This window comes from Sphingobium lignivorans, assembly GCF_014203955.1.
Taxonomy (GTDB): Bacteria; Pseudomonadota; Alphaproteobacteria; order Sphingomonadales; family Sphingomonadaceae; genus Sphingobium; species Sphingobium lignivorans.
In genome coordinates, this window is record NZ_JACHKA010000001.1 from 615,609 (window position 1) to 640,904 (window position 25,296).

Annotated in this window: 26 protein-coding genes; 18 read left to right on the forward strand and 8 right to left on the reverse strand. The window is 67.1% G+C overall.

Annotated features, from left to right (window positions below; all coding sequences use genetic code 11):
* Positions 1–127 precede the first annotated feature (127 nt).
* From HNP60_RS02900 to ppc, 6 genes are all read left to right on the forward strand, one after another.
* A complete protein-coding gene (locus tag HNP60_RS02900; RefSeq protein ID WP_260394618.1) occupies positions 128–1,051 on the forward strand; it encodes a phasin family protein in 924 nt (307 codons plus the stop codon).
* A 152-nt stretch (positions 1,052–1,203) separates the two neighbouring features.
* On the forward strand, positions 1,204–1,533 hold the full coding sequence (gene clpS, locus HNP60_RS02905) for an ATP-dependent Clp protease adapter ClpS (protein ID WP_173385012.1): 330 nt from the start codon (positions 1,204–1,206) through the stop codon (positions 1,531–1,533).
* A 210-nt stretch (positions 1,534–1,743) separates the two neighbouring features.
* A complete protein-coding gene (locus tag HNP60_RS02910; protein WP_184156837.1) occupies positions 1,744–2,073 on the forward strand; it encodes an ArsR/SmtB family transcription factor in 330 nt (109 codons plus the stop codon).
* Positions 2,070–2,489: an arsenate reductase (glutaredoxin) gene (gene arsC / locus HNP60_RS02915; RefSeq protein ID WP_184150003.1), complete on the forward strand. Its 420-nt coding sequence runs from the start codon at positions 2,070–2,072 to the stop codon at positions 2,487–2,489. Before HNP60_RS02910 ends, arsC begins: the two co-directional genes overlap by 4 nt.
* A complete protein-coding gene (arsB, locus tag HNP60_RS02920) occupies positions 2,486–3,553 on the forward strand; it encodes an ACR3 family arsenite efflux transporter (protein WP_184150006.1) in 1,068 nt (355 codons plus the stop codon). Before arsC ends, arsB begins: the two co-directional genes overlap by 4 nt.
* Before the next feature lie 70 nt (positions 3,554–3,623).
* Entirely contained in the window at positions 3,624–6,311 is a 2,688-nt protein-coding gene (gene ppc / locus HNP60_RS02925; protein ID WP_260394619.1) for a phosphoenolpyruvate carboxylase, read from the forward strand.
* A gap of 93 nt (positions 6,312–6,404) precedes the next feature.
* On the opposite strand, the gene HNP60_RS02930 is transcribed toward ppc, so the two are convergent.
* The gene (locus tag HNP60_RS02930; protein ID WP_014074954.1) at positions 6,405–6,971 is read right to left on the reverse strand and encodes an outer membrane protein; all 567 of its coding nucleotides are present in this window, start codon (positions 6,969–6,971) and stop codon (positions 6,405–6,407) included.
* Positions 6,972–7,216: 245 nt separating this feature from the next.
* On the reverse strand, positions 7,217–7,666 hold the full coding sequence (locus HNP60_RS02935) for a peptidylprolyl isomerase (RefSeq protein ID WP_184050950.1): 450 nt from the start codon (positions 7,664–7,666) through the stop codon (positions 7,217–7,219).
* 278 nt (positions 7,667–7,944) lie between these two features.
* Between HNP60_RS02935 and mgtE the strand changes: the two genes are divergently transcribed.
* Positions 7,945–9,372, forward strand: coding sequence for a magnesium transporter (gene mgtE, locus HNP60_RS02940; protein WP_184150012.1), 1,428 nt, complete (start codon positions 7,945–7,947; stop codon positions 9,370–9,372).
* Between the two features lie 42 nt (positions 9,373–9,414).
* On the opposite strand, the gene HNP60_RS02945 is transcribed toward mgtE, so the two are convergent.
* Entirely contained in the window at positions 9,415–11,067 is a 1,653-nt protein-coding gene (locus tag HNP60_RS02945) for an MFS transporter (protein ID WP_184150015.1), read from the reverse strand.
* Between the two features lie 264 nt (positions 11,068–11,331).
* Here HNP60_RS02945 and HNP60_RS02950 point away from each other — a divergent pair, with 264 nt between their 5' ends.
* The 4 genes from HNP60_RS02950 to HNP60_RS02965 all read left to right on the forward strand — a co-directional run bounded on the left by HNP60_RS02950 (position 11,332) and on the right by HNP60_RS02965 (position 14,087).
* Positions 11,332–11,649: a hypothetical protein gene (locus HNP60_RS02950; protein ID WP_184150018.1), complete on the forward strand. Its 318-nt coding sequence runs from the start codon at positions 11,332–11,334 to the stop codon at positions 11,647–11,649.
* A 118-nt stretch (positions 11,650–11,767) separates the two neighbouring features.
* Positions 11,768–12,556, forward strand: a complete 789-nt coding sequence (locus tag HNP60_RS02955) for a nucleotidyltransferase family protein (RefSeq protein WP_184150021.1) — start codon at positions 11,768–11,770, stop codon at positions 12,554–12,556.
* A complete protein-coding gene (locus HNP60_RS02960) occupies positions 12,540–13,304 on the forward strand; it encodes a metallophosphoesterase family protein (RefSeq protein ID WP_184150023.1) in 765 nt (254 codons plus the stop codon). Before HNP60_RS02955 ends, HNP60_RS02960 begins: the two co-directional genes overlap by 17 nt.
* Positions 13,305–13,490: 186 nt before the next feature.
* Positions 13,491–14,087 carry an SMI1/KNR4 family protein gene (locus HNP60_RS02965; protein ID WP_184150026.1) on the forward strand — a complete coding sequence of 199 codons (597 nt, stop codon included), beginning with the start codon at positions 13,491–13,493 and terminating at the stop codon, positions 14,085–14,087.
* Between the two features lie 92 nt (positions 14,088–14,179).
* Here the strand turns inward: HNP60_RS02965 and HNP60_RS02970 are convergent, their stop codons facing one another.
* On the reverse strand, positions 14,180–14,629 hold the full coding sequence (locus tag HNP60_RS02970) for a MarR family winged helix-turn-helix transcriptional regulator (RefSeq protein ID WP_184053692.1): 450 nt from the start codon (positions 14,627–14,629) through the stop codon (positions 14,180–14,182).
* Positions 14,630–14,721: 92 nt separating this feature from the next.
* On the opposite strand from HNP60_RS02970, the gene hppD reads away from it, so the two are divergent.
* Genes hppD through maiA form a run of 4 tightly spaced genes read left to right on the forward strand, consistent with a single transcriptional unit; the run spans position 14,722 to position 18,318 of the window.
* A complete protein-coding gene (gene hppD, locus HNP60_RS02975; RefSeq protein ID WP_184150033.1) occupies positions 14,722–15,810 on the forward strand; it encodes a 4-hydroxyphenylpyruvate dioxygenase in 1,089 nt (362 codons plus the stop codon).
* On the forward strand, positions 15,807–16,355 hold the full coding sequence (locus HNP60_RS02980) for a VOC family protein (RefSeq protein WP_184150036.1): 549 nt from the start codon (positions 15,807–15,809) through the stop codon (positions 16,353–16,355). The genes hppD and HNP60_RS02980 overlap by 4 nt, the downstream gene beginning before the upstream one ends.
* On the forward strand, positions 16,352–17,650 hold the full coding sequence (fahA, locus tag HNP60_RS02985; protein ID WP_184150039.1) for a fumarylacetoacetase: 1,299 nt from the start codon (positions 16,352–16,354) through the stop codon (positions 17,648–17,650). Before HNP60_RS02980 ends, fahA begins: the two co-directional genes overlap by 4 nt.
* A complete protein-coding gene (maiA, locus tag HNP60_RS02990; protein WP_184150042.1) occupies positions 17,647–18,318 on the forward strand; it encodes a maleylacetoacetate isomerase in 672 nt (223 codons plus the stop codon). Before fahA ends, maiA begins: the two co-directional genes overlap by 4 nt.
* Positions 18,319–18,343: 25 nt before the next feature.
* Here the strand turns inward: maiA and HNP60_RS02995 are convergent, their stop codons facing one another.
* The gene (locus tag HNP60_RS02995; RefSeq protein WP_184050931.1) at positions 18,344–18,721 is read right to left on the reverse strand and encodes a winged helix-turn-helix transcriptional regulator; all 378 of its coding nucleotides are present in this window, start codon (positions 18,719–18,721) and stop codon (positions 18,344–18,346) included.
* A 103-nt stretch (positions 18,722–18,824) separates the two neighbouring features.
* On the opposite strand from HNP60_RS02995, the gene HNP60_RS03000 reads away from it, so the two are divergent.
* Complete coding sequence (locus HNP60_RS03000; protein WP_184150045.1) at positions 18,825–19,406, forward strand: FMN-dependent NADH-azoreductase; 582 nt, start codon at positions 18,825–18,827, stop codon at positions 19,404–19,406.
* A 265-nt stretch (positions 19,407–19,671) separates the two neighbouring features.
* Here HNP60_RS03000 and HNP60_RS03005 read toward each other — a convergent pair whose 3' ends face one another.
* Positions 19,672–22,194: an FtsX-like permease family protein gene (locus tag HNP60_RS03005; RefSeq protein WP_184150048.1), complete on the reverse strand. Its 2,523-nt coding sequence runs from the start codon at positions 22,192–22,194 to the stop codon at positions 19,672–19,674.
* On the reverse strand, positions 22,191–22,880 hold the full coding sequence (locus tag HNP60_RS03010) for an ABC transporter ATP-binding protein (RefSeq protein WP_014074971.1): 690 nt from the start codon (positions 22,878–22,880) through the stop codon (positions 22,191–22,193). Before HNP60_RS03010 ends, HNP60_RS03005 begins: the two co-directional genes overlap by 4 nt.
* On the opposite strand from HNP60_RS03010, the gene HNP60_RS03015 reads away from it, so the two are divergent.
* Both HNP60_RS03015 and HNP60_RS03020 read left to right on the forward strand, forming a co-directional pair.
* Positions 22,879–23,613: an arylesterase gene (locus tag HNP60_RS03015; protein ID WP_184150050.1), complete on the forward strand. Its 735-nt coding sequence runs from the start codon at positions 22,879–22,881 to the stop codon at positions 23,611–23,613. The genes HNP60_RS03010 and HNP60_RS03015 overlap by 2 nt on opposite strands.
* A 130-nt stretch (positions 23,614–23,743) precedes the next feature.
* Positions 23,744–24,607, forward strand: a complete 864-nt coding sequence (locus tag HNP60_RS03020) for an amidohydrolase family protein (RefSeq protein ID WP_184150053.1) — start codon at positions 23,744–23,746, stop codon at positions 24,605–24,607.
* Between the two features lie 32 nt (positions 24,608–24,639).
* Here the strand turns inward: HNP60_RS03020 and HNP60_RS03025 are convergent, their stop codons facing one another.
* A complete protein-coding gene (locus HNP60_RS03025; protein ID WP_260394620.1) occupies positions 24,640–25,275 on the reverse strand; it encodes an O-methyltransferase in 636 nt (211 codons plus the stop codon).
* Between the last annotated feature and the right edge of the window lie 21 nt (positions 25,276–25,296).

Consider the following 25,296-nt stretch of genomic DNA (forward strand, 5'->3'; position numbering starts at 1 on the left):
GGCGCGATCCAGCATAAGGACGGTGCCGCGAGCGCGGGGCAGGCGCCCGCGCAAGAGCCTCCCAGCGCCTGTAAGACAGTTTTGTTGCAGTGCATCATTATCCTTGCCAACAGGCGCGGAATCGCCTATGCTGCATTGCAACAAAACATTTCAGGAGATTGTTTTGGCTACTCCACCAAAGCCTGCTTCGCGGAAACCGGGCGCAAAAAGCGCGCCCGCAGGTGCGAAGCCAGCGACCGTGAAGTCGTCCACAGCGAAAGCCGAGACGCCGTCGAAGCCGACCGTCAAGGCGAAGCCGGCGCCGTCTGCCGCGGCACCCGCGCCCAAGCCTGCGGCGCCCGCGCCGAAGGTCGCCACGCCTGCATCGCAGGCCAAGCCAGCGCCCGTCGCCCAGAAGGCGGCACCGGCGCCCAAAGCTGCTGCCCCGGTCGAATGGCCGGTCTCCTCGCCGGCGAAGTCCGAGCCGGCCGTAGAACAACAGACTGCTGAGAAACTGACTGCGCAAGCAGCCACCCCCACTCCTCCCAAGGCGGTTGGCGTCGACACCCCTTCTGTCGCGACCGCCAAGACGAAAGGCGAATTGATCATGACCGATGCGATGGAAACCGCGAAGAATTTTGCCGAAGAAACCAAGACCCGCATGCAGAGCGCGTTCTCCGAAATGAACGACAAGGCCAAGACGACGATGGAGAAGTCGGCGAAGGCGTTCGAGGAGCTGGGCGAGCTGACCAAGGGCAATCTCGAAGCCATGGTCGAATCCTCCAAGATCGCGGCCAAGGGCGTCGAGTCTCTGAGCCAGGAAGCTGCCGACTTCGGCCGCAAGTCCTTCGAGAAGACCAGCTCGACCATGAAGAGCTTCGCGTCGGTCAAGACGCCGGCCGAGTTCTTCCAGCTGCAGAGCGAGCTGCTGAGCCAGGCGATGGACAGCTTCGCGTCGGAAGCGTCCAAGAACAGCGAAGCGATGCTGAAGCTGGCCGGCGACATCGCGCAGCCGATCAGCAACCGCGTCTCGATCGTCACCGAGAAGATGAAGAAGACGCTCGCGGCCTGATCGCACGGCTCTTCCGGAAAAGAGAAAAGGCGGCGCGCTCCGGTGCGCCGCCCTTTTTTTTCGCTTTATGGGCTCGGCCCTTGCAAGGGGGGCGGGCGATATCCTATTTTCGGGACATGAGAATGACCGGCGCTGAGACTTTCCGCCCCATCATGGCCGGACGGCAGGATGAGGAAGGGCCTGGGGGACCGGGGCTCGGCATTGCCACGCGCGCGCGCACCCGCACCAAGAAGCCGACGCCCTACAAGGTGCTCATGCTCAATGACGACTACACGCCGATGGAGTTCGTCGTCGATGTGCTCCAGCGCTTCTTCCGAATGGACCTCGAGCAGGCGACGCGCGTGATGCTCCATGTCCACCAGCGCGGCGTGGGCGTGTGCGGGGTGTTCAGCTATGAAGTCGCCGAGACCAAGGTCAATCAGGTGATGGACTATGCCCGGCAGAACCAGCACCCGCTCCAGTGCACGCTGGAACACGCCTGAGCGCCACCTAGCGGCACGGGCTGGGCCCTCCGCCTCTCACTGACTGTCTGCGAAACAACCGTGTGACCCACGGCGGGGGCGCTTCGTGCGCTCGCCCGTTGGGCGTCAGCGCCAGCGCCAGCGCCTTCCGTCCGCCAGCTCATCAATTCGATAATCATCGAAATATCTGTTGACGCGCGGAATGGATGAATTATTTCGACATTCATGGAAATGAATTCTCCCGCCGTGATCGAAGCGCTTGGCGCTCTTGCTCAGGAGCATCGGCTCGGCCTGTTCCGCCTGCTGGTTCAGGCCGGGAAGGAGGGGCTCCCGGCTGGCGCCATCGCCGAGGCTCTGGACATTCCCAACTCCTCGCTGTCCTTCCACCTCGCGCAACTCAGCCGGGCCGGGCTCATTCAGCAGCGCCGCGAAGGGCGTTCGCTGATCTACACCGCCGACTATGCCGCGATGAATGCGCTGGTCGGCTATCTGATGGAGAATTGCTGCGGCGGCGCGGCCTGCGCGCCCGAGATCGCCGCAACGGCGATGTGCCGGTCATGAGCGTCACCATCTATCACAATCCCGCCTGCGGCACGTCGCGCAATGTGCTCGGGCTGATCCGCGCCACCGGCGAGGAGCCGCACGTCATCGCCTATCTCGAGACACCGCCGACGCGGGAGGAGCTGGTCTCGCTGATCGCGCGGATGGGCATCACGCCGCGCGATCTGCTCCGCCAGAAGGGCACGCCTTATGCCGCGCTGGGGCTCGACGATCCGGCCCTCGACGATGACGCCCTGATCGATGCGATGATGGCGCATCCCGTGCTCATCAACCGGCCCATCGTCGTGGGGCCGCGCGGCGTGGGGCTGTGCCGGCCTTCCGAACGGGTGCTCTCACTGCTCGATCGGCCGCTGCGCGAGGATTTCGTGAAGGAAGACGGCGAGGTCGTGAAAGCCGACCCGAAGGCGCCGCGATGACCAGCCTTTCCGATGCCCGGCAAGAGGCCGGCGCGCTCGGGCTCTTCGAGCGGTGGCTGTCGCTCTGGGTCGCGCTGGCGATCGTCGCCGGCCTCATCCTCGGCAATGCGGCGCCGGGTCTGTTCGGCGCGCTCGCCGGCCTTGAGTTCGCCTCGGTCAATCTGGTGGTCGCGGTGCTCATCTGGGCGATGATCTACCCGATGATGGTCGCGGTGGACTTCGCGAGCCTGCGGGACATCGGCGCCCGGCCGAAGGGGCTGATCCTCACCATCGTGGCCAACTGGCTGGTGAAGCCGTTCACGATGGCGGCGCTTGCCGTGCTGTTCTTCGAGTTCCTGTTCGCGGACCTCATCGCGCCCGCGGACGCGCAGCAATATATTGCCGGGCTGATCCTGCTTGGCGCCGCGCCCTGCACCGCGATGGTGTTCGTCTGGTCGCAGATGACGCGTGGCGATCCGGCGTACACGCTCGTCCAGGTGTCGGTGAACGACATCATCATGGTGTTCGCCTTCGCGCCGATCGTGGCCCTGCTGCTCGGCATCACGGACATCGCGGTGCCGTGGGAAACGCTGCTTCTCTCCACGCTTCTCTATGTCGTGATCCCGCTCGTCGCTGGCGCCCTGACGCGTCGCCATCTACTGGCCGGAGCGTCGGGCGATGTCGAGGACGTCACTCGCTTCACCGCCGGTCTCAAGCCGCTTTCGGTAATCGGGTTGCTGCTGACCGTGGTGCTGCTGTTCGGATTTCAGGGGCGCGTGATCGTCTCGCAGCCGCTGCTCATCGCCCTGATCGCGGTGCCCATCATCATCCAGAGCTATGGCATCTTCCTGCTGACCTATGCGGCCGCCTGGGCCTGGCGGATCCCGTTTCCCATCGCCGCGCCCTGCGCGTTGATCGCCACGTCGAATTTCTTCGAGCTGGCCGTGGCCGTCGCCATCGGGCTTTTCGGTCTCGGTAGCGGCGCGGCGCTGGCGACGGTGGTGGGCGTCCTTGTCGAAGTGCCGGTGATGCTCTCGCTGGTGGCGATCGCCAACCGGACCCGGCGGCGGTTCCCGCCCGTCTGAACCGCGCGAATTCGGCTCTCACGGCCAATCCGTCCTTGACCATCGCCACGCTGCAATGCAGCATGATGCCATGGCTCCGGCACGCCCGCCCATCACGCAGAATCCGGACATCCGCTATCTCGGGCGGCTGCTGGGCGATGTGATCCGCGTCTATGGCGGGGACCGGCTGTTCCGCCAGACCGAATATATCCGCTCCACCTCGGTCGATCGTGCGCGCGGCGTGGCCCCGCCCGAAGGGGTGGACACCGGTCTCTCGGCGCTCACCCTGGACGATACGCTCGCTTTCGTGCGCGGCTTCATGCTGTTTTCCATGCTGGCCAATCTGGCGGAGGACCGGCAGGGCATCGCCGCCGAGCCGGGCGCGGACGTCGCCAGCGCGATCGCGAAGCTGGAGAAGGACGGCATCGCCCCGGCGGATGTCATCGCGCTGTTGCAGAAAGCGCTGGTCGTTCCCGTCCTCACGGCGCACCCCACGGAGGTGCGCCGCAAGTCGATGATCGATCATCGCAACGTGATCGCTGACCTGATGGCGCTGCGCGACACCGGCGCCACGGAGACGCCGCAGGGCGAGCTTATCGAGGAAGCGATCAGCCGGCAGATCGCGCTGCTCTGGCAGACGCGCCCGCTGCGCCGCGAACGCCTGTTCGTGCGCGACGAGATCGACAATGCGCTGTCCTATTTCCGCGACATCTTCATGCCGGTACTGCCCGGCCTCTATGCGCGCTGGGACCGGGTGATGGGGGCGCGGGTGCCGGGCTTCCTGCGGCTGGGTACATGGATCGGCGGGGACCGGGACGGCAATCCCTTCGTGCAGGCCGATCAACTGCGGCTCGCGCTTGGCCGGGCCAGCGGCTCCACGCTGCGCTTCTACATGGAGGCACTGCACGAGCTTGGCGCGCAACTCTCCATCTCCAGCGAGCTGGCCGCCGTCCCCGCGCCGATCCGGGAGCTGGCGGCGGCGAGCGGCGATGATGCGCCGAGCCGGCGGGACGAGCCTTATCGGCGCGCCGTCGCGGGCATCTATGCCCGGGTCGCCGCCAATTACGAGGCGCTGACCGGCCAGCCGGCCCCGCGTCCCGCCAAGCTCAGGGGCGAGCCTTATCCCGATGCCGCCGCGCTGCGGGCCGATCTCGTCACGCTCGGCCGGGGTCTGGCGGTGGAAGGCAATGGCGCGCTCGGGTCCGGGGGCGGGCTCGCGCGGCTCATCCGTGCCGTCGAGATTTTCGGCTTCCATCTCGCCACGCTGGACATGCGCCAGAACAGCGCGGTCCACGAGCGCGTCGTCGCCGAGCTGCTGAAGGTGGCGGGCGTCGAACCGGATTATCTGGCGCTGGACGAGGACGCGCGCGTCGCGCTGCTGCGGCGGGAACTGGCGCACAACCGTCCGCTCGGCACGCATTTCGCCGATTACAGCGAGGAGACGACGACCGAACTCGCCATCGTCGAGGCGGCGGCCGAGGCGCACCGGCTCTATGGGCCGGCCTGCATCACCCATTATCTCATTTCCAAGGCCGAGACCGTCTCGGACATGCTGGAAGTGAACATCCTGCTCAAGGAAGCGGGGCTGTGGAAAGCGGCCGACGGCGCCGAGCCACCCCGGGCACCGATCATGGCGGTGCCGCTGTTCGAGACCATCGCCGACCTTGAGAATGCGCCGGGCATCATGACGGCCTATTTCGAATTGCCGGAGATCGGCGCGCTCGTCCGTGCGCGCGGCCATCAGGAAGTGATGATCGGCTATTCCGACTCCAACAAGGATGGCGGCTATCTCACCTCCACCTGGAGCCTGCACGAAGCGAGCAAGGCACTGGCGCCGGTGTTCGAGGCGGCAGGCGTCTCCATGCAGCTCTTCCACGGGCGTGGCGGCGCGGTGGGGCGCGGCGGCGGCTCTTCCTTCGCGGCCATCCAGGCGCAGCCGCCCGGCACGGTGCAGGGGCGCATCCGCATCACCGAGCAGGGCGAGGTCATCGCCGCCAAATATGGCACGCAGGAAAGCGCGCGGACCAATCTGGAAGCCGTGACCAGCGCCGCCATCCTCGCCAGTCTCGAGCCCGAGCAGCTCTCCCCGCGCGATAGCGCCCGCTTCTCCGCGGCGATGGACCGCATCTCGGCGCTGGCCTTCCGTTCTTATCGGGACCTGGTCTACGAGACGCCGGGCTTCCGGGATTTCTTCCGGCAGCTCACGCCCATCCAGGAGATCAGCGGTCTCAAGATCGGCTCCCGCCCGGCGAGCCGCACCAAAAGCAGCCGCATCGAGGATCTGCGCGCCATCCCATGGGTTTTCTCCTGGGCACAGGCGCGCGTGATGCTGCCGGGCTGGTATGGCGTGGGGCAGGCGCTGAAGGAATTTGGCGACGATGCGCTGCTGCGTGACATGGCGCAGGGCTGGGCCTTCTTCCGCGCCAGCATGGCGAACATGGAGATGGTGCTCGCCAAGTCGGATCTCGGCATCGCTGCCCATTATCTGCCGCTGGTCGAGGACAGGGAGGCGGGCGATGCGATCTTCGGCCGCATCCGCGATGGGTGGCAGCTTGCCCATGACAGGCTGCTGAGCGCGACCGGCCAGCCCTATCTGCTGGCGGACAGCCCGGCGCTCGATGCCTCGATCCGGCTGCGGCTGCCCTATATCGAGCCGCTCAACCTGCTGCAGGTCGAATTGCTGAAGCGCCACCGGAGCGGCGAGGACGATCCGCGCATCCGCGAAGGGATCGAACTGTCGATCAACGCCATCGCGACGGCGCTGCGCAACAGCGGCTGAGGCGCGGCTTTCCTGCGGCCTGCCCCTCAAAAAGGGAAACGGCCGGGGAGGGGCCCGGCCGTTTCGTCTTCATTCAGGCGATCGCCGGGGCGATCAGAACTTGGCGACCACGCCGACCATCGGACGGAAGCTGTGGAAGTCTCCGCGCGTGTCGATCTGCGCGCGCAGGCGCATGTTGCTGCGGTCTGCCGTGCCACCCATGTCGGCGGGGGAGAGTTCCACGCCGAAGCCGTAGATCGTGCCGTCATAGTGGCGATTGGTGGAGACCGCCGGGCGGGCGGAATCGTCGAACTTGGTCCACTGGTAGCCGGCCCGGGCGAAGAACAGGCTGTCCTTGCCGGCCTTGAAGCCGACGCGGCCCGCGGCGGTATATTCCCAGTTGATGTCCTTATCGACGCCCTTCGCCACGGCGCCCTCGGCACCGACGACGAGCTTGCCGAAATTATAGTTGGCGCCGGCGACGCCTTCCACGAGCCAGCCGCGATAGCCGCTCGGCGGGCTGCCGTTATACTGGTCGTTGTCGAAATCGTGGAGGCCGCCCAGCACGCCGACATAAGGCTCGAACCGGCTGCTGTTGTCGGTCGTGTCCTGGGCCAGGGCCGGCGCGGACATGCCCGCGCCAAGCGCAAGAGCAAGGGCAGTGAGGGGAAGAGATTTCATGATACTGAACCTTCTGTTTTTTGACGAAGCGGGCTGTGCCCGCAATCACGATCGAACCGCGTCGATCGCCTGCCAAAAATGAGCTCAGCGCATGAACCGTTCCCGAATGAATTGTGGCGCAAAAGTGGAGAGGCCCCACTGTGTCATTTAGATGACACTGCGGGGCCTATTCATTTTGCGTTCAGTTATATTGTACAGCGGTCAGCAGAGGACTTGCCCTGTCCTCCGCCGGCCGCGTTTGTTGTTCAGTTCACCGTCGCCTTGATGATCTTGCCCGGCTTTGCGGGCGGCTCGCCCTTGGGCAGCGCGTCGACATGCTCCATGCCTTCGGTCACCACGCCCCACACCGTGTACTGGCGGTCGAGGAACGTCGCGTCGTCGAAGCAGATGAAGAACTGGCTGTTGGCGCTGTTCGGGTTGCTCGCGCGGGCCATCGAGCACACGCCGCGCACATGCGGCTCGGTGTTGAACTCGGCCTTGAGGTCCGGCATTTCCGAACCGCCCATGCCGGTGCCGGTCGGGTCGCCACCCTGCGCCATGAAGCCGGGGATGACGCGGTGGAACACCACGCCGTCATAGAAGCCTTCCTTCGCGAGCGTGGTGATCCGCTCCACATGGCCGGGCGCGAGGTCCGGGCGTAGCTGGATGACGACATCGCCCGTGTCGAGCGTCAGGGTAAGCGTTTGATCGGCCATCTTGGAGAACTCCTTCTTTCGCCGCGCGATGCGGCGGGGGGCTGGCTGCCCGGCACATGGAGGGCCGCCCGGGTCGTTGCAAGGCCTAAGAGGCGGTCGGGCCGCTCGCCGGGTCGGGAAAATGATCCCGGGCGGGCCGGAACGTGCCGGGGATGGCATCGGATCGTCGGAAACCGCCCTGCCGGGATGCCCGGCGCGTGTTGCATTTGCGAAAGCCTTGGGCGAAAGGGTGGGGATGGCGCGGCCACGGGGGCGGGCGCGGGAAAGGGAGACGCCGCATGAGCGAGTCCGACGCCGCGCATCGCCTGGACGCGTCCTCCGATGAGCTCGACATCGCGATCGAGACCAATCTCGACGAGGACGACCGGCTGAAGCCCGAGTTCGTCTCCGCCGTCCTGGACGCGGTCGAGGCCGGGCGGGACGAGGACGCGCGGGCGCTGGTCTATCCGCTGCATCCCGCCGACGTCGCCGACCTCATCGAGCTGACCCCGGAGGACAGGCGCGCCGCCGTCGCCGCGGCGCTGGGCGATCTGGTCAGTGCCGAGGTGCTCTCGGAACTGAACGACTATGTGCGCGACACGGTCGTTGATGCGCTGGAGCCCGCACAGCTCGCCGAGCTGGCGTCGGAACTGGATACCGACGATGCGGTCGCCATCATCGAGGATCTCGACAAGGCGGACCAGCAGGCCGTGCTGGACGCGATGGAGCCCGAGGACCGGGCCGCCATCGAGAACGCGCTGTCCTATCCGGAGGAAAGCGCCGGCCGCATCATGCAGCGCGATCTGGTCGCGGTGCCGGAGCACTGGACTGTCGGCCAGACCATCGATTATCTGCGCGACACCGTCGATCTCACGTCGGATTTCTGGGAGATCTTCGTCGTCGACGCGGCGCATCGGCCGATCGGCACCTGCCAGCTGAGCTGGGTGCTGCGCTGCCCGCGCGACATCGCCATGACCGACGTGATGAAGCGCGAGCAGACGCTCATCCCGGTCGACATGGATCAGGAAGAGCTGGCGCTGCGCTTCCAGAAATATGCGCTCATCTCGGCGGCGGTGGTTGATCCCGCCGGGCGCCTCGTGGGCATGATCACGGTCGACGACGTGGTGCATATCATCCAGGAGGAAGCGGGCGAGGACATCCTGCGGCTTTCCGGCGCCGGCGATGGCGACATCAACGAGCCGGTGTTGGACAGCTACAGGGCGCGCGTGCGCTGGCTGATCTCCAATCTCCTGACAGCGCTGCTCGCTTCCTTCGTGATCGGCATGTTCGAGCACACCATCGAGGAAATGGTGGCGCTTGCCACGCTGATGCCGATCGTCGCCGGGGTCGGCGGCAATGCCGGCAGCCAGACGATGGCGGTGACGGTCCGCGCGCTGGCGACCAACCAGATCACCGCATCGAACACATGGCGCACGGTGCTGCGCGAGATCCGGGTGGCGCTGCTCAATGGCGTGACCGTCGCGACGCTGCTCGGGCTCGGCGTGATGATCGTGTTCGGCAATCCGCAGCTCGGCGCGGTCATCGCGGCGGCGATGATGACCAACATCGTCACGGCGGGCGTGGCCGGCGCGTCGATCCCGCTGATGTTCGACCGGTTCAATATCGATCCGGCCGTCGCCTCGTCGATCTTCGTCACCATGATTACCGATTCGATGGGCTTCCTGGCCTTTCTCGGCCTCGCGACACTGGCGGGGCTCGCGGGCTGACCGCCCGGCCGGGCCTTCGCGTCCTGTCTCGCTGAAGCCTGCCTAGCTGAACCGGCTGGGGTCGGTCATGGGATCGAGCTCGCCTGCATCCGGCGCGCGGGAGCGGGGCAGCGAACTGGTCTGGCGCTCGATCCGGCGATGGACGACCGGCTCGGTGCCCTCGATCCGCAAGCTCCGCAGTTCCTCCGTATTGGCCTGATCGGCCTTGGTGCGCCGGCGATTGTGCCGGACATAATCGAGCCAGGTCGCGACATGATAGCGCTCGACCCAGAGCTGCGGCTCGGCCAAGTCGCGCAGCAGCGTCCAATGGCTGGCGCCGTCGCGCCGGCGGATGCGCTTGCGCTCGTCCATGGCGGCGAGGAAGCGCGGCACATTCTCCTCGGCGACCCGATATTCGATCGTGACGACGATGGGCCCGCTGCGCGGCTCGATCCGCAGCGCAGTCTCGGGTTCCCGCCAGCCGTCCGCGGGCGCCAGGTCGAGGTCCTCGATGGCGGGCAGCGGCATCAGGAAGGCCAGCGCCAGTCCCAGCAGTTGGACCACCGAGGCGATGGCCAGCGCGGCGGCCACGCCGTGATGGTCGGCCAGGACGCCGAAGAGCCAGCTCCCCGCCGCGAGACCGCCGAACGCGGCCATCTGATAAAGCGCCAGCGCCCGTGCCACCACCCAGCGGGGCGAGGCCATCTGGACGCTGACATTGAAGGTCGAGAGCGCGAGGACCCAGCCGCCGCCCGCCAGCGCGAGCGCGACGAGGGTAGGCAGGAGATAGCCGAGGAACGCGGTCAGGCACGCGCCGGTCGCCACCGCCAGCGATGCGAGGCGCACGATCATCTCGGTCGAGAACCGGCTGCGCAGCCTGCGGCTGGCGAGCGCACCCCCCACCGCGCCGATACCGAATGCGCCAAGCAGAATGCCGTAGGTCAGCGGCCCGCCGGCAATGAGGTCGCGCGCCACCAGCGGCATCATCGCGGGAATGGCGGCGCCCGGCACGCCGAAGATGATGGCGCGGACGAGGACGATGCGGATCGCGGGGGAAAGGCTCACATAGCGCACGCCGGCCAGCATCGCGAGGCCGAGGCTCTCGCGCGGCAGGGTGCGCGGCGGCCTGTCCGGCTTCCAGCGCGCGAGCACCAGGATGAGCCCGACATAGCTCACCGCATTGGTCGCGAACGCCGCCGCCGCGCCCGCGACCGCGACGATGGCGCCGCCGATGGCCGGGCCAAGGCTGCGCGCGATATTGAAACCCATGCTGTTGAGCGCCACCGCTTCGGGCAGCATGGGGCGCGGCACCATCTCGCCGACAGAGGCTTGCCAGGCCGGGCCGTTCACGGCGGTGCCGCAGCCGATGAGGAAGGTGAAGCCCAGCAACGCCCAGGGCGTGAGCAGGCCCGCCCAGGCCGCCAGCGCCAGGATGACGGAAGCCACGAGCATGAAGGACTGCGCGCAGAGCATCACCTTGCGGCGATCGAGATTGTCCGCCACCGCGCCGGCCCAGAGCGAAAGCAGCACGATCGGCAGGCTGACCGACGACTGGACCAGAGCCACCATCTCGGCGGAGGCGCCCATGCTCGCCATCGTCCAGGACGCGCCGACCGACTGGACGAGGCCGCCGAAGTTCGACGCGAGGCTCGCCATCCAGACCGCCCTGAACAGGGGCAGGCGGAGCGGGGAAGAAGGGAGCGATGCCTGTGCCATGGTTCCGTTAAACTCGAGACACGTCGCCTCGATCCGTCTCCTGCCATTTCTTTCCGGCATTCGGCACATCGCGGCCGAACATCAACCCCAAAAGCCCGTTCGCGCGCGCAAAGTTGAAAACAGGGGCCGCCAGCGCTGGATGTCGATTGGACCTAAAGCAGGTTAGGCCCATGCAACCAACAGCTTCACTGCACGATTTCCCGCCGGAGTGACAGGCAGACAGGTCGAGGTCGCAAGGCCTCCTTGCAGATGAGGCAGAACGCCATGACGGACAGGAACGACACCAGCCAGGACAGCGACAGCCGGAAGCAGCCCGTGCAAGCCAATGACGGCCGTCCCCATGGCAATGCGCCGGACGGCGTCTCCAGCGCCGCGACGCAGGGGCGAGGCGGGAAGGGGGAGAGCGGCGGCGGCGCCTATCCCAATCCTCACCAGGGCAAAAAGAAGGATCGCAAGGCCGACCCCGGCAGTTTCATGGGCCATGGCGGCCAGAGCGACATGGCCTATCACGGCACTGGCCAACTCGGCGAAACCGACGTGCCGGCGCAGGACAATGACAATTCATCCACCATATCGGACTGACGCCCGGCGCGCGTGAGGCGGGGCGTGGCGGGCCTGCCGTCCCCCGATCGGAATCGCGGAACCCGCCGCCCGTCCCGCCGTTTCTTCAGGGAGTTCCTCAAAGCCTGGACCCCATTTCATGCTCGATATTCCGGGGTCGCAGGACCCGCCCAGCTTCGATCCCCCGCCGGAAGCGGCCGCCTTTTACGCGGACAGCCTGAAGCTGCTGAACGAGTGGGACATCCCCTATCTCCTGTCGGGGACCTATGCGCTCACTTGCCATACCGGCGTCGTGCGGCCGACCAAGGATATCGACATCTTCTGCAAGCCCGGGGACGCGCCCCGGCTGCTCGCCCGCTTCAAGGAGAGCGGGTACGACGTCACGGTCGAGGATGAGCGCTGGATCGCGAAAGTCTGGTCCGGGGACAATTTCTTCGACGTCATCTTCAACATGTCGTCCGCGTCCATCCCGATCACCGACGCATGGTTCGTCGAGGCGAACACGGCGGACGTCTATGGGACGACCGTCCGCGTGACGCCGCCGACCGAGTTCATCGTCTCGAAGGTCTTCATCCAGGATCGCTATCGCTACGACGGCGCGGACGTCGCGCACACCATCCTCAAGAAGCATGACCAGATCGACTGGCAGCGTCTCCTGTCGCTCATGGAGCTGCACTGGGAAGTTCTGCTCATCCACATCCTCAACTTCCGCTTCATTTATCCCACCGAGCGCGATCTCATCCCGCGCTGGCTGTTCGACACGCTGGTCGAGCGCCTTCACGCCCAGGCGGAGCTTCCGGCGGCGAAGGTCCGCATATGCCGGGGCCGCCTGTTTTCGCCCCGCGACTATCTCGTCGACATCAGCGAATGGGGTTTCGCCGATCTTGTCGGCAAGGGAATGGACGAAAAGCATGAACGCCATCTCTGATCCAGATCACACCGGGCCCGAACCCGAGCGGCCCGATCCCGTCCGCGTGGCCGCCATCGGCGATCTCCACGTCACCGAGCAGGATAATCGGCGCTACCGCGACATGTTCGAGGAAATCTCCCGCAACGCCGACATTCTCGCGCTGTGCGGCGATCTCACCAATTTCGGCAAGACGAGCGAGGCCGAGCGGCTGGCGGAGGATCTCTCCGGCTGCTCGGTCCCCATCGTCGGCGTGCTGGGCAATCATGATTATGAGTGCGGCCAGCCCGAGGAAGTCGCCCGCATCCTCCAGCAGGCCGGGGTCCGCATCCTCGACGAGCAGGCGGTCGAGATCGAGGGCATCGGCTTTGCCGGGGTGAAGGGCTTCGTCGGCGGTTTCGGTCGCGGCGAACTCGGCGCTTTCGGGGAGACGGCGATCAAGACGTTCGTCGATGAATCGATCAACGAGGCGCGCAAGCTCGAGAACAGCCTGCGCTCGCTGCGCACCGAGCGGACCGTCGCCGTGCTGCATTATGCGCCGGTCGCGGCCACCGTGGAAGGCGAGCCGCTGGAAATCTTCCCTTTCCTCGGTTCCTCGCGCCTCGCCGATGCCATCGACCGCTTCGAGAATGTAAAGATGGTCGTCCACGGCCATGCACATCGCGGCACTTATGCCGGCGAGACCCTGCGCGGCATCCCCGTGTACAATTGCGCGCAATGGGTGGTGTCCGAGAAATTCGGCCGCCCCTATGCGCTGCTGGAGGTGTGAGCGCGTCGGGCGCTCTTGTCCGCTCTTCATGATGGCGGCCGCCGGGCACTAAGGCATGCTCCGTTCAGGCGGTGTCGATAAATTCGATGGCTTCGCGGAAGGGCGGCTATCCGGGATTTTGCTACAGGAGCAGCCTGTCGGGACAACCCCATTGCAGACGTTGGCGGAACCAAGCATCCTTTCCGTATGACGCAGCCCGATTTTGTTACGCGCCTACTCGATTGTGACGACGATTCGTCACTGACCACTTCGAACGGCAGCCGGTTCATCCGAAAGCTGCCCGACCAGCGTTCGCTCGGCTATCTCCACAAATTCCATGCACCTTTGCTTAAGCCGCCAGAGGCAAGCCTGCTCCAGCGATTAGCTCCCGCCTACGTCGATTTCCTCCGATGGGCGAACGGGGCAGCCCTCTTCGACAACTGCATCGCGCTGTTTGGTTATGTCGAGACAATCACACGTCGGACAGCGCCCGAGACGGTCACCGCCATCTCAATGAACAGTGACAACGAGGTGTTCGCGCTGCTGGAGCCAGAGCGTTGGGAAAGAGGGTGGACCAAGATTGGCAGCGTCGTCGGCTGGGACAGCAGCTACACGTTAGAGCTTCATCGGGAGGGGCGGTGCGCCATCGTCGGAGGGGAGTTTTCCTACACCGCCCCCACATTCGACGAGTGCATAAACGCTGTCGTCACCAAGGTGTCGCCCTGCTATACATGTGAAGGCATCATCGACACTGATTATGCTGAACTTGAAGAGGCATTGGCAAGCCTGTTCCGGCTGCATTGAGTGTCCGCTTTCCAAAACAATTCAGCCATGGCGCTGCGCCTCAGCGCGACGCGATAGTGGCCTCCCTGCCAAGGCGGAACCTATCCGCTCCCCTAATCCACCAGCCGTTCCGCCGCGCGGGAAATGCGGTCGAGCATGTCGCGCAGCAGCGTGAGGTCGGCGGGGTCGAGCTGGCCGAAGATGCGCGCTTCCAGCTCCAGGGCCTTGGGCGCGACATTGCGGTAGAGCTCGGCGCCTTCCTCGCTCAATGTCAGCAACTGGGAGCGGCCGTCCTGCGGATGTGCCTCGCGGCGGATCAGGCCGCGTCCGGCGAGCGCGATCGCGGCCCGGCTGACCGTGACCTTGTCCATGCGCGTGCGCAGGCAGAGCTGTTGCTGCGTGATCCCGTCGCTTTCCGCCATCACCGCGATGAGGCGCCATTCCGGCACGGTCAGCGCGAACAGCGCGCCATAGGCCCGTGCGATCACGTCGCTCACCAGGTTGGAAGCGATGGAGAGGCGATAGGGCAGGAAATCGTCCAGCCTGAGAGTGCGCTGCGTCATGCGGTGGGAAGTATCATTTGACACCATCTCTCCGGAAGGGCAAAATAGTATCAATTGACACGATATTCCGCACAGTCGGAGAGGATGCCCGGATGTTTCAGTCATTTCCCAATCCCGTCGGGCTCGACGGGTTCGAGTTCGTGGAGTTCTGCGCGCCGGAGCGCGGCGTGCTGGAGCCCGTGTTCCAGGCGCTCGGCTTCACGCATGTCGCGCGCCACCGCTCCAAGGATGTCGATCTCTGGCGGCAGGGCGACATCAATCTCATCGCCAATTACGAGCCCGGCTCCCCGGCCGCTTTTTTCGCGGCGGAGCATGGCCCGTCCGTCTGCGGCATGGCCTTCCGCGTGCGCGACGCGCACAAGGCCTGGGATGAAGTGATGGCGCGCGGTGCCGAAGCGGTCGAGATCAGGACGGGGCCGATGGAACTGCGCCTGCCGGCCATTCGGGGCATCGGCGGCGCGGTCGTCTATCTCGTCGATCGTTATGGCGACGCGCTATCCATCTACGACATCGATTTCGATTATCTGCCGGGCGTCGACCGCCATCCGCAAGGCGCCGGGCTGAAGCTGATCGATCATCTCACGCACAATGTCTATGCCGGGCGGATGGCGCATTGGGCCGCGCATTATGAGCGCATCTTCAATTTCCGGGAGATCCGCTATTTCGACATCAAGGGCGAATATACCGGCCTCACGTCCAAGGCGATGACCGCGCCGGACGGTCTGATCCGCATTCCGCTCAACGAGGAAGGCAAGGCGGGCGGCGGTCAGATCGAGGAGTTCCTGCGCGCCTATAATGGCGAGGGTATCCAGCATATCGCGTTCCTGTGCGACGATCTCATCGCCACCTGGGACAGGCTCCAGGCGCTGGGCGTCCCGTTCATGACGCCGCCGCCCGACGCCTATTACGAGATGCTGGAGGAGCGCCTGCCCGGCCATGGCGAGCCGGTCGAGGCGCTGGCGAGCCGGGGCATCCTGCTCGACGGATCCACCGAGGACGGTGACCCGCGCCTGCTGCTCCAGATCTTCTCGCAGACGATGGTGGGCCCGGTCTTCTTCGAGTTCATCCAGCGCAAGCGCGACGAGGGCTTTGGCGAAGGCAATTTCACCGCGCTCTTCAAGTCCATGGAACGCGAGCAGATGCGCAAGGGCGTGCTGGCGGACGAGAAGGCCGGCGCATGACTCATCCCGTCACCCTGAGCCGCATCCATCATGTCGCCTATCGCTGCCGGGACGCGAAGGAGACGGTGGAATGGTATGAGCGCGTGATGGGCATGCGCTTCACCACGGCCTTCGCCGAGGATCATGTCCCCTCCACTGGCGACTATGATCCCTATATGCATGTCTTCCTCGATTGCGGGGGCGGCAATGTGCTGGCCTTCTTCGAGCTGCCCAATCAGCCGGACATGGGGCGGGACGAGCATACGCCCGCCTGGGTGCAGCATCTCGCTTTCGAAGTGCCGGACATGGATGCGCTGCTCGCCGCCAAGGCGCATCTGGAAGCGCAGGGCATCAAGGTGCTTGGTCCCACCTGGCACGGCGTGTTCCGCTCGATCTATTTCTTCGATCCCAACGGCCACCGGCTGGAGCTGGCCTGCAACATCGGCACCCCGGCGCAATATGAGGAGCTTGCCCGGGTGGCGCCGCTGATGCTGGACGAGTGGTCGCGCACGAAGAAGGCGCCGCGCCATGCCGAGTGGCTGCACAAGGAGCCGACCGACTCATGAGTCGCACCGATGTCACGCATGATCCGGCGGCCCGCTGCTGGGTGCCGGGGGCGCAGGCGCATCCCGACTTCCCGGTGCAGAACCTGCCGCTGGGCATCTTCTCCCCACCGGGTGGAGAGGCGCGGGGCGGGGTCGCGATCGGCGATCATATCCTCGATCTCGCGGCTGTCGCGCCCTTGCTGGAAGGGCAGGCGGCGACCGCCGCCGCGCTGGGCAGGCAGGGGACGCTCAATGCCCTGCTCTCCGCCGGCAGCGAGGCGTTGCGGGCGCTGCGCCACGGCCTCTTCGCGCTGCTGACCGATCCGGCGCGCGAAGCGGCGGCGCAGGCGGCGCTGCACCGGGCAAGCGACTGCACGCTGCATCTGCCGGTCGCCGTCAGCGAATATACGGATTTCTACAGCGGCATTCATCATGCGGTGAATGTGGGCAAGCTGTTCCGGCCCGATGCGCCGCTGCTGCCCAATTACAAGTTCGTGCCGATCGGCTATCATGGCCGCGCCTCCTCTGTGCGGGTTTCGGGCGGCGATGTGTTGCGGCCGCGCGGGCAGGTGAAGGCGCCGGATGCGGACATGCCCATGTTCGGCCCGTGCCGGCGCCTCGATTATGAGATGGAAATGGCGGTCTGGATCGGCAGCGGCAACGCGCCGGGCCAGCCCATCCCGATCGGCGGGGCGAGCGGCCATGTGGCCGGCCTGTCGATCCTCAACGACTGGTCGGCGCGCGATATCCAGGCATGGGAATATCAGCCGCTCGGGCCCTTCCTCGCCAAGAATTTCCATACGTCGGTTTCGCCATGGATCGTGACCATGGATGCGCTGGCGCCGTTCCGCACGGCCCAGCCGCCCCGGCCCGAGGGCGATCCCGCGCCGCTGCCTTATCTGCTGGACGAGGCCGATCAGGCTGCCGGCGCGTTCGGCGTCACGATGGAGGTCCACATCCTCACCGCGGCGATGCGCGCGGCAGGGCTGCCGCCGCATCGGCTCAGCCGTGGATCGATGACCGCCATGTACTGGACGATCGCGCAGCTCGTCGCGCATCACAGCTCGAACGGCTGCAATCTGCGCACGGGCGATCTGCTCGGCACCGGCACCTTGTCGGGCGAGATGGCCGAGAGCCGGGGAAGCCTGCTGGAGCTGAGCGAGGGCGGCCGGCAGCCGATCGCTCTTCCGGGCGGTGAGCAGCGCACCTTCCTAGAGGATGGCGACGAGCTCATCATGACCGCCTTCGCGCAGGCGCCGGGCTTCGCGCGGATCGGCTTTGGCGAATGCCGCGGCCGGATCGCGCCGGCGCCATGACCGCGCCGGGCCCGCTGATCCTGCATGACTATTGGCGCTCCGGCGCGAGCTACCGCGTGCGCATCGCGCTCAACATCAAGGGTCTGGCCTATGAGCAGGTCGCGCATGACCTGCGGGCGGGCGCGCAGCGCGCACCGGATTATCTCGCACTCAATCCGCAGGGGCTGGTGCCCGCGCTGGCGACGGATGGCGGCCTGCTGACGCAGAGCCTCGCCATCATCGAATATCTGGACGAGACCTGCCCCGATCCGCCGCTGCTGCCCGAGGGGGCCGCCGATCGCGCCATGGTCCGCGCGATGGCGGCGGCGATCGCCTGCGACATCCACCCGCTTCAAAATGCCCGGGTGCTCGGCTGGCTCGGCGATGCGCTGGGGGCGGACGAGGTCGCGCGCAAGCGCTGGATCGGACACTGGATCGGCACCGGCTTCGCCGCCCTTGAAGCCATGATCCGCCAGCACGGCCGGGGCTTCGCTTTCGGGTCGCGGCTCTCGCTGGTCGATTGCTGCCTCGTGCCGCAGCTCTATACGGCGCGGCGTTTCGGCGTGGCGCTGGAGGGTTTTCCCGCGCTGGTCGAAGCGGCCGAAAATGCCGCGGGCGATCCCCGCGTGGCCGCGGCGCACCCGGACCGCCAGCCCGATGCCCCGGGGGCGGCAGCGCTCCCCGCCTGAGGGAGCCGCACGCCTGAAGAGCCCGTCAGGCGGCGTCGGTCTCCTCGTCGTAGCGGGCGCGGTGCCCGTCTATCTCCGCCAGATGCGCGAGCACCCACTGGCCGAGCCGCTCGCCTTCCTTTGCCAGCGAGTGGCCCATGGCGGTCAGCGCATATTCGACCTGCGGAGGCACGGTGGGGTGGACCGTGCGGGTGACCATCCCGTCCCGCTGCAGCGCGCGCAGGGTGCGGGTGAGCATCTGCTGCGAGATGCCGTCCACGACGCGGCGGATCTGGTTGAACCGCAAGGAACCCTCGCTCAGCGCCACCACCACCGGCAGTGTCCAGCGGTCGCCGAGCCGGCCGAGCAGCTGCGTGATCCGCATGCATTCGCCCGCGTCGTGGCGGGAGACGGTCATCTTCATGTGACTATACCTCAAAAATATGCGTTCTTGTCCCGGCCCCGGGGCGTTCCTAGTTCGTTGCAAAGCGATACCGGTCAGTCAACGCCACGAAAGGGCTCTCTTCATGAATCTGCTTCACATCGATTCCAGCATCCAGGGGGATGCGTCCCTCAGCCGCGCGATGTCGGCCGCTGTCGTCTCCCGCCTGCGGGCTCTCCATCCCGATGCCACGGTCACATATCGCGACCTTGCCGAGCATCCCCTGCCGCACATGACGCTGCCCGGCTTCGCCACGCCGGAGGCGCAGGCGGTGCTGGAGGAATTTGTCGCGGCCGATGTCGTGGTGATCGGCGTGCCCATGTATAATTTCACGATTTCGAGCCAGCTCAAGGCCTGGCTGGACCATATCGCGATTGCCGGCAAGACGTTCCGCTATACCGAGCAGGGCCCGGTGGGCCTTGCGGGCGACAAGCGCGTCATCCTCGCCTTGTCGCGGGGCGGCTTCTATTCGGAAGGACCGGCCGCTTCCATGGAGCATGCCGAGACCTATCTGCGCGCGATCCTGGGCTTCATGGGCATCACGGCGCCCGAACTGGTGCTGGCCGAAGGCGCCGCGCTGGGGCCGGAGCAGCGAGAAGCTGCGCTCGCCGGGGGTCTGGAAGCCGCGAACAGGATCGAGCCGACACGGGCCGAGACCGTGGCCTGAGCCGCCGGGCCGGCATGCCGCGCCACGCGGTTGCCGGCCTTGTTCTTCCCGTGCGCCCGGGCGGCGCACCATATCTCGTCATTCACGACGTCCTCCCGGACTTGCTCCGGGATCCCGCTTCTTTCTCCTTCTCGAACCGGCTGGACCCGGCGAACGTCAAGGAAGCGGGATCCCGGATCGAGTCCGGGACGACGAACGAAAAGGACTGAAAAAGCGCGCTTCCGGCTCCCTTAAAGCCAGTGAACTTGTATCCGCAACTGGACCCCTATAGCTGCCTCAGCGCGCTCGCCGGCCGGACCGACATGAGCGGCACCGAGCCGGCGAGGCCGATGCCCAGCGTGAGCAGGGCTCCGCCGCCCAGCGTCAGCAGCACCACGCCCCAGTCCGGCGCCCAGCCGAATTCGAAGACCTGCACGATCACGAACCAGGCCGCGCCCATGCCGAGCAGCAGCGAGACGCCGGCCAGCATCGCCGCGAGCAGGCCATATTCGAGCGCCTGCGCCCCCAGCACCTGCCCGCGCGTGGCGCCCAGCATCTTGAGGATCACGCTGTCATAGCTGCGGCTCTGGCGCGAGGCGGCGATGGCGCCCACCAGCACCGCGATCCCGGCGAGGATGGTGATCGACGCCGCCGTCAGGATGGCGCTCGCCATCTGGTCGAGGATGCCGCTGATCTGTTCGATCATCTCGCCCACCGCGATCACGGAGACGCCGGGAAAGGCGCCCAGAAGCGCCTGCGTCATCGCGTTCTCCCGCCCGGGCGGCATGGTGATCGTCGCGGTGAGACTGTGCGGCGCGGATGCGAGGCCGCTGGGCGAGAAGACGAGGACGTAATTGAACCCCATCGTGTCCCAGTTGATGCGCCGCAGCGACGCGATGCGCGCCTCGATCTCGCGGCCGAGCACACTCACGATCATGGTGTCGCCGATGCCCACGCCGAGCGCGCGCGCCTGCTCCTCGTCGAGCGAAAGCAGCGGCGGCCCGGCATAATCGGCGGGCCACCATTGGCCTTCAACCAGTTCGCTGCCTTCCGGCAGGGTGGCGCTGTACGTCACGCCGCGCTCGCCGCGCAGGATCCAGGCACCGTCCGGCCGGGTCTCGAGATCCGCGACGCGCTGGCCGCCATAAGCCACCACGGTCCCGCGCAGCGAGGGAACGACATTGAGCGTGGCGTCGGGCGCCCGTTCGGCGACGATCCTGCGGAAATCGGCCTCGCCGGTCGAGGGCAGGTCGAGCACGAAGAGATTGGGCGCCTTGCGCGGCACGGTGCGCTCGATTTCCGCGTCGAGGCTGGTCTGGATGCCGGCGAGCGTGACGAACAGGGTGAGCGCGAGGCCGAGCGCGACGACCAGCGCCGATGTCTGCGCGCCCGGACGATAAAGATTGGCGACGGCCAGCCGCAGCAGCGGCCTGCGCGGGCGGCGCAGGCGCCGGGCGATCCGGCTGATGGCCTGGCCGAGCAGCAGGAGCAGCAGGAGCACGGCCGCCGTTGCCCCCAGCACGGCCGCGGAAAAGAGCGGCTCGCGCGCGGTGCCGAGCGCGATGGCGACCAGTGCCGCCAGCGCGCCGCCGACCAGCAGCAGGGTCCGCCTGTCCCGCGTGCGGGGCGGATCGACCAGTGCGCGCAGGATCGCGGCGACCGGCTCGGTGCGCGCGCGGGCAAGCGGCGGCAGGGTGAAGATCAGCGCGACGAGCATGCCATAGGCCGCGCTGGTGACCAGCGGCAGCGGATGAAGCCGGAAGCCCGGCTGCACGGGCAGCACATCGCCCGCCAGCGCCACGACCAGCGGCGGCACCAGCGCGCCGACGCCCAGCCCCAGCAGGATCGCCACCGTCGCGACGGCGCCGATCTGGAGCAGATAGATGCGCTCGATATCCGCCGAGGTGGCGCCCAGCACCTTGAGCGTCGCGAGGCTGCCGCGCCGCAGCGCGAGATAGGACGCCACGCCGTTGCTGACGCCGATGCCGGCGATGATGAGCGCGGTAAGGCCGATCAGCGAAAGGAACTGGCCCATGCGATCGATGAAGCGGTTGGTGCCCGGCGCGGCGCGGTCGCGGTCCTTATATTCCCAGCCTTCGGAGGCGTAGCGCTGTTCCAGCACCTTGCGCAGCGCGGCGGCATCCGCCCCGTCGGGCAGGCGGATGCGATATTTGCTCTGGAAGAGACTGCCCGGCTGGATGAGCCCGGTGCGCCGCAATCCCTCCATCGACACGATGGCGACCGGCCCGAGCGTGAAGCCTTCGCCCACCCGATCCGGCTCGTCCGCGATGATCCCGGCGACAGTGAAATCGGCATCGCCATAGCGCAGGCTGTCCCCGGTGCGGATCAGCAGCCGCTCGGCAAGCGCGGGGCCGATGAGGATGCGGTCCGCCGGCAGCGGCGCATAGCGTCCGGCCGCCAGCGTCAATGTGCCATAGAGCGGATAGCGCCCATCCACGCCCTTGAGCTCGGTCAGCACGCTCTCCGGCGCGCCGGGCGCGGCGGGGCCGAGGCGCCGGGCCATGGCGCGCATGCGGATGGTCTCGCTCAGCGTGCCGAGCGCGCGCAGGGCGGCCTTGTCCGTCTCGCCCAGTTCGCGCTGGCTCATCTCGACTTCGATGTCGCCGCCCAGGATGCTTTGCCCGCGCTCGGCGATCTCGCCGGTGATCGCGGCGGTCAGGCTGCCGATCGCCGCCAGCGTCGCCACGCCGAGGAACAGGCAGATGAACAGGAGGCGCAGGCCGCGAAAGCCGCCGCTCAGGTCCCGGCGCGCCATGCGCCAGGCAGTGCGCCAGGGCAGCGCGGTCACGCGCGCCGCTCGGCGATCACGCGCCCGTCGCGCATTTCCAGAATGCGGTCGCAGCGCGCCGCGAGCCCCGGATCATGGGTGATGATGAGCAATGTCGCGCCCGTCGCCTGCTGGCGGCCGAACAGCAGCTCGACCACAGCGGCGCCGGTGGCGGCATCAAGATTGCCGGTCGGCTCGTCCGCGAAGAGGATGGCGGGCCCGGGCGCCATGGCGCGGGCGATGGCGACGCGCTGCTGCTCGCCGCCGGAAAGCTGGGCGGGATAATGGTCGAGCCGGTGCCCGAGCCCCACGGCGTGCAGTTCCTCGCCCGCCCGGCCGAAGGCGTCGTCATGCCCCGCCAGTTCCAGCGGCACCGCGACATTCTCCAGCGCCGTCATCGTCGGCAGGAGGTGGAAGGATTGCAGCACGATGCCGATGCGGCCGCGCCGGGCGCGGGCAAGCGCGTCCTCGTCGAGCGCGCCGAAATCGGTGCCGGCCACGCTCACCGTGCCGCCGCTGGCGCGCTCAAGGCCGGAGAGCACGGCCATCAGCGATGACTTGCCCGATCCCGATGCGCCGAGGATGGCGAGGCTTTCCCCGTTCACGATGTCGAGGTCTATGCCTTTCAGGATTTCGGTGGCGCCAAGGGAAAGGGTGACATCGCGCGCGCGGATCGCGATAGTGGTGGGCGCGGCGGTGGCATGCATGGAAAGGACGGTCTCCTTGACCTTTAAGTTTCGACAATATGGGGTATCTTTTCTGCTTGTCCACTTGGCAGTGGGCTGTTCGCCTTCCCAGCCATCGTCCGAGGACGCGCCGGTCACCAATGCCGCCGCGGCCACGGGTAACGTCGCGGCGCCGGCGGGCGCGCCGGTGGAGGATGCCAGGCTGGTCGTCGTGTTCGGCGACAGCCTCTATGCGGGCTATCAGCTCGAGCGGGAGGAAGGCTTCGCGCCGGCGCTGGAGCGTAATCTTGCCGCGCGGGGCATCGCTGCGCGCGTGGTCAATGCCGGCGTCTCGGGCGATACGAGCGCGGGCGGGCGCGGGCGGCTCGCCTTCGTGCTGGACGGATTGCCGCGCAAGCCGGATCTCGTGGTCGTCGGGCTCGGCGGGAACGACATGCTGCGCGGGCTCGATCCGGCGCAGACGCGCGCCAATCTGGAAGCGATCCTCACGGACCTGAAGGCGCGGGGCATTCCCGCCATGCTGACCGGCATGCTGGCCGCGCCCAACATGGGCAGCGACTATGCCGCGCGTTTCAACGCCATCTATCCGGATCTCGCGCGCGCGTTCGACGTGCCGCTCTATCCCTTCTTCCTCGATGGCGTGATCGGCGATCGGGCCCTGATGCTGGCGGACGGCATTCACCCCAATGCGCAAGGCGTGACCGCCGTGACCGGCCGCGTGGCGCCGCTGGTCGTGCAGGCGCTGGGCGACTGACAGCGCCCGGCCGGGCGGCAAGGGTCGGCGGACCCGTGTCGAAGGCCGGCGCTGTCAAGCGATCCTGCCAGTCTGTGCAAGTGGCGGTCCCCGGCTTCGTCCAGACATGGGCAGAGTCAAGGGAGGCAGGATGGGCGAGCGCGGAATCACGGACAATGGCGGATCGGACGCGCCCTTCGTCGATAGCCATGCCCATATCTTCCTGCAGGACATGCCGCTCAGCAGCGAGGCATGGACGCAGATCGACTATGGCTTCACCGCCGAGGACCTGCTCGCGCTGATGGACGCGCATGGCGTGCATTTCGCCGTCATCTCCGGCCTCAGCATTTCCGGCTTCTACAATGATTACATGATCCGCGCCCTGCGGCGGCACCGGCGGCTGCGCGGCACGGCCATCGTCCCGCCGGAGACGGATCTCTACGCGCTGGAGAGGATGAACGCCGACGGCATCGTGGGCATCCGCCTCCAGCTCGCGCGGCAGGAGCAACTGCCGGACCTGCGCGGCGACGCCTATCGCATGCTGTTCCGCCGCGTGCGCGATCTTGGCTGGCATGTCCATGTCGCCATCGAAGGCCCCTGCCTGCGCGCCGTGCTGGAACCGTTGCTTGAGACGGGGGTCAATATCGTGGTCGATCATTTCGGCCATCCCGATCCGGCCGATCCGCTGGGCTGCGACGGGCAGCGCGCGATGCTGGAAGCGGTCGATCGCGGCCATACATGGGTCAAGATGTCGGGCGGGTTCCGCTTGCCGGGCACCGATGCCTGGCGCACCGATCCGGACGGCGACATCGATTCGATCGCGCAGCTCGTCGCCGGGTCGCTGCTTGGCCGCGTGGGCCCGGACCGGCTGCTCTGGGGCAGCGATGCGCCGTTCGTGGGCTATGAGCGGCGCGTGACCTACGGCCGGGTGCTTGCGAGTTTCCGCGACTGGGTGCCCGATCCGCTGATGCGGGCGGAAATCTCCCGCACGGCGCTGCGCCTCTATTTCTCCTGAGCTCCCACCGCTCGGGCAATCCCCGCCGCTCTTCAGAGCCGGGGATTGCCCGGGCTCCACCGGACGCTGAGTTCGATGCCCTGGCCGATGGGGAGCAACATGGTCTGGAGGTCGCTCCGGGCGCGCACCGCCGCGCGATAGTCCCGCACGGAGGCGCGGGCGGAGGCCGGCTCGATCATGTTGTCCGCCGCGATCAGCGCTTCCTCGGCGAGCTTGGGGTAGAAGGCCTCGAAGCAGGGCCGGTAGGCATCCTTCCAGATGTCGAGCAGCACGAAATCGAACGGCCCCGGATCGGCCTCGATCAGCGCCACCGCATCCCCCGCGCGGAAATCCACGAAGGCCGCAAGCCCGGCGCGTTCCAGCTGCTCCCGGGCATGGTCCTGCTTGTAGGCGGCGAGATCCATGGAGATGACGCGCGCGCCCGTCCGGCGCGCGGCATCGGCGAGGAAAAGCGTCGAATAGCCGTAGCTGGTGCCGAGCTCCAGGATGCGCGCAGGCCTGCGTCCCAGCACCAGCGCGTGGAGCAGCGCGGCCGCTTCCGGGCCGACCGGCAGCAGCATGTCGTCGCGTGTGCGCGCGCCGTTGCCGGGCGCCCGTTCGGCGGCGATGCGTGCTTCATAGTCCGCGAAGACCGCGCGGACGGCTGGATCGTCGAAGACCATGGCCATGCCTCTCCCGTTTCTTGCGAG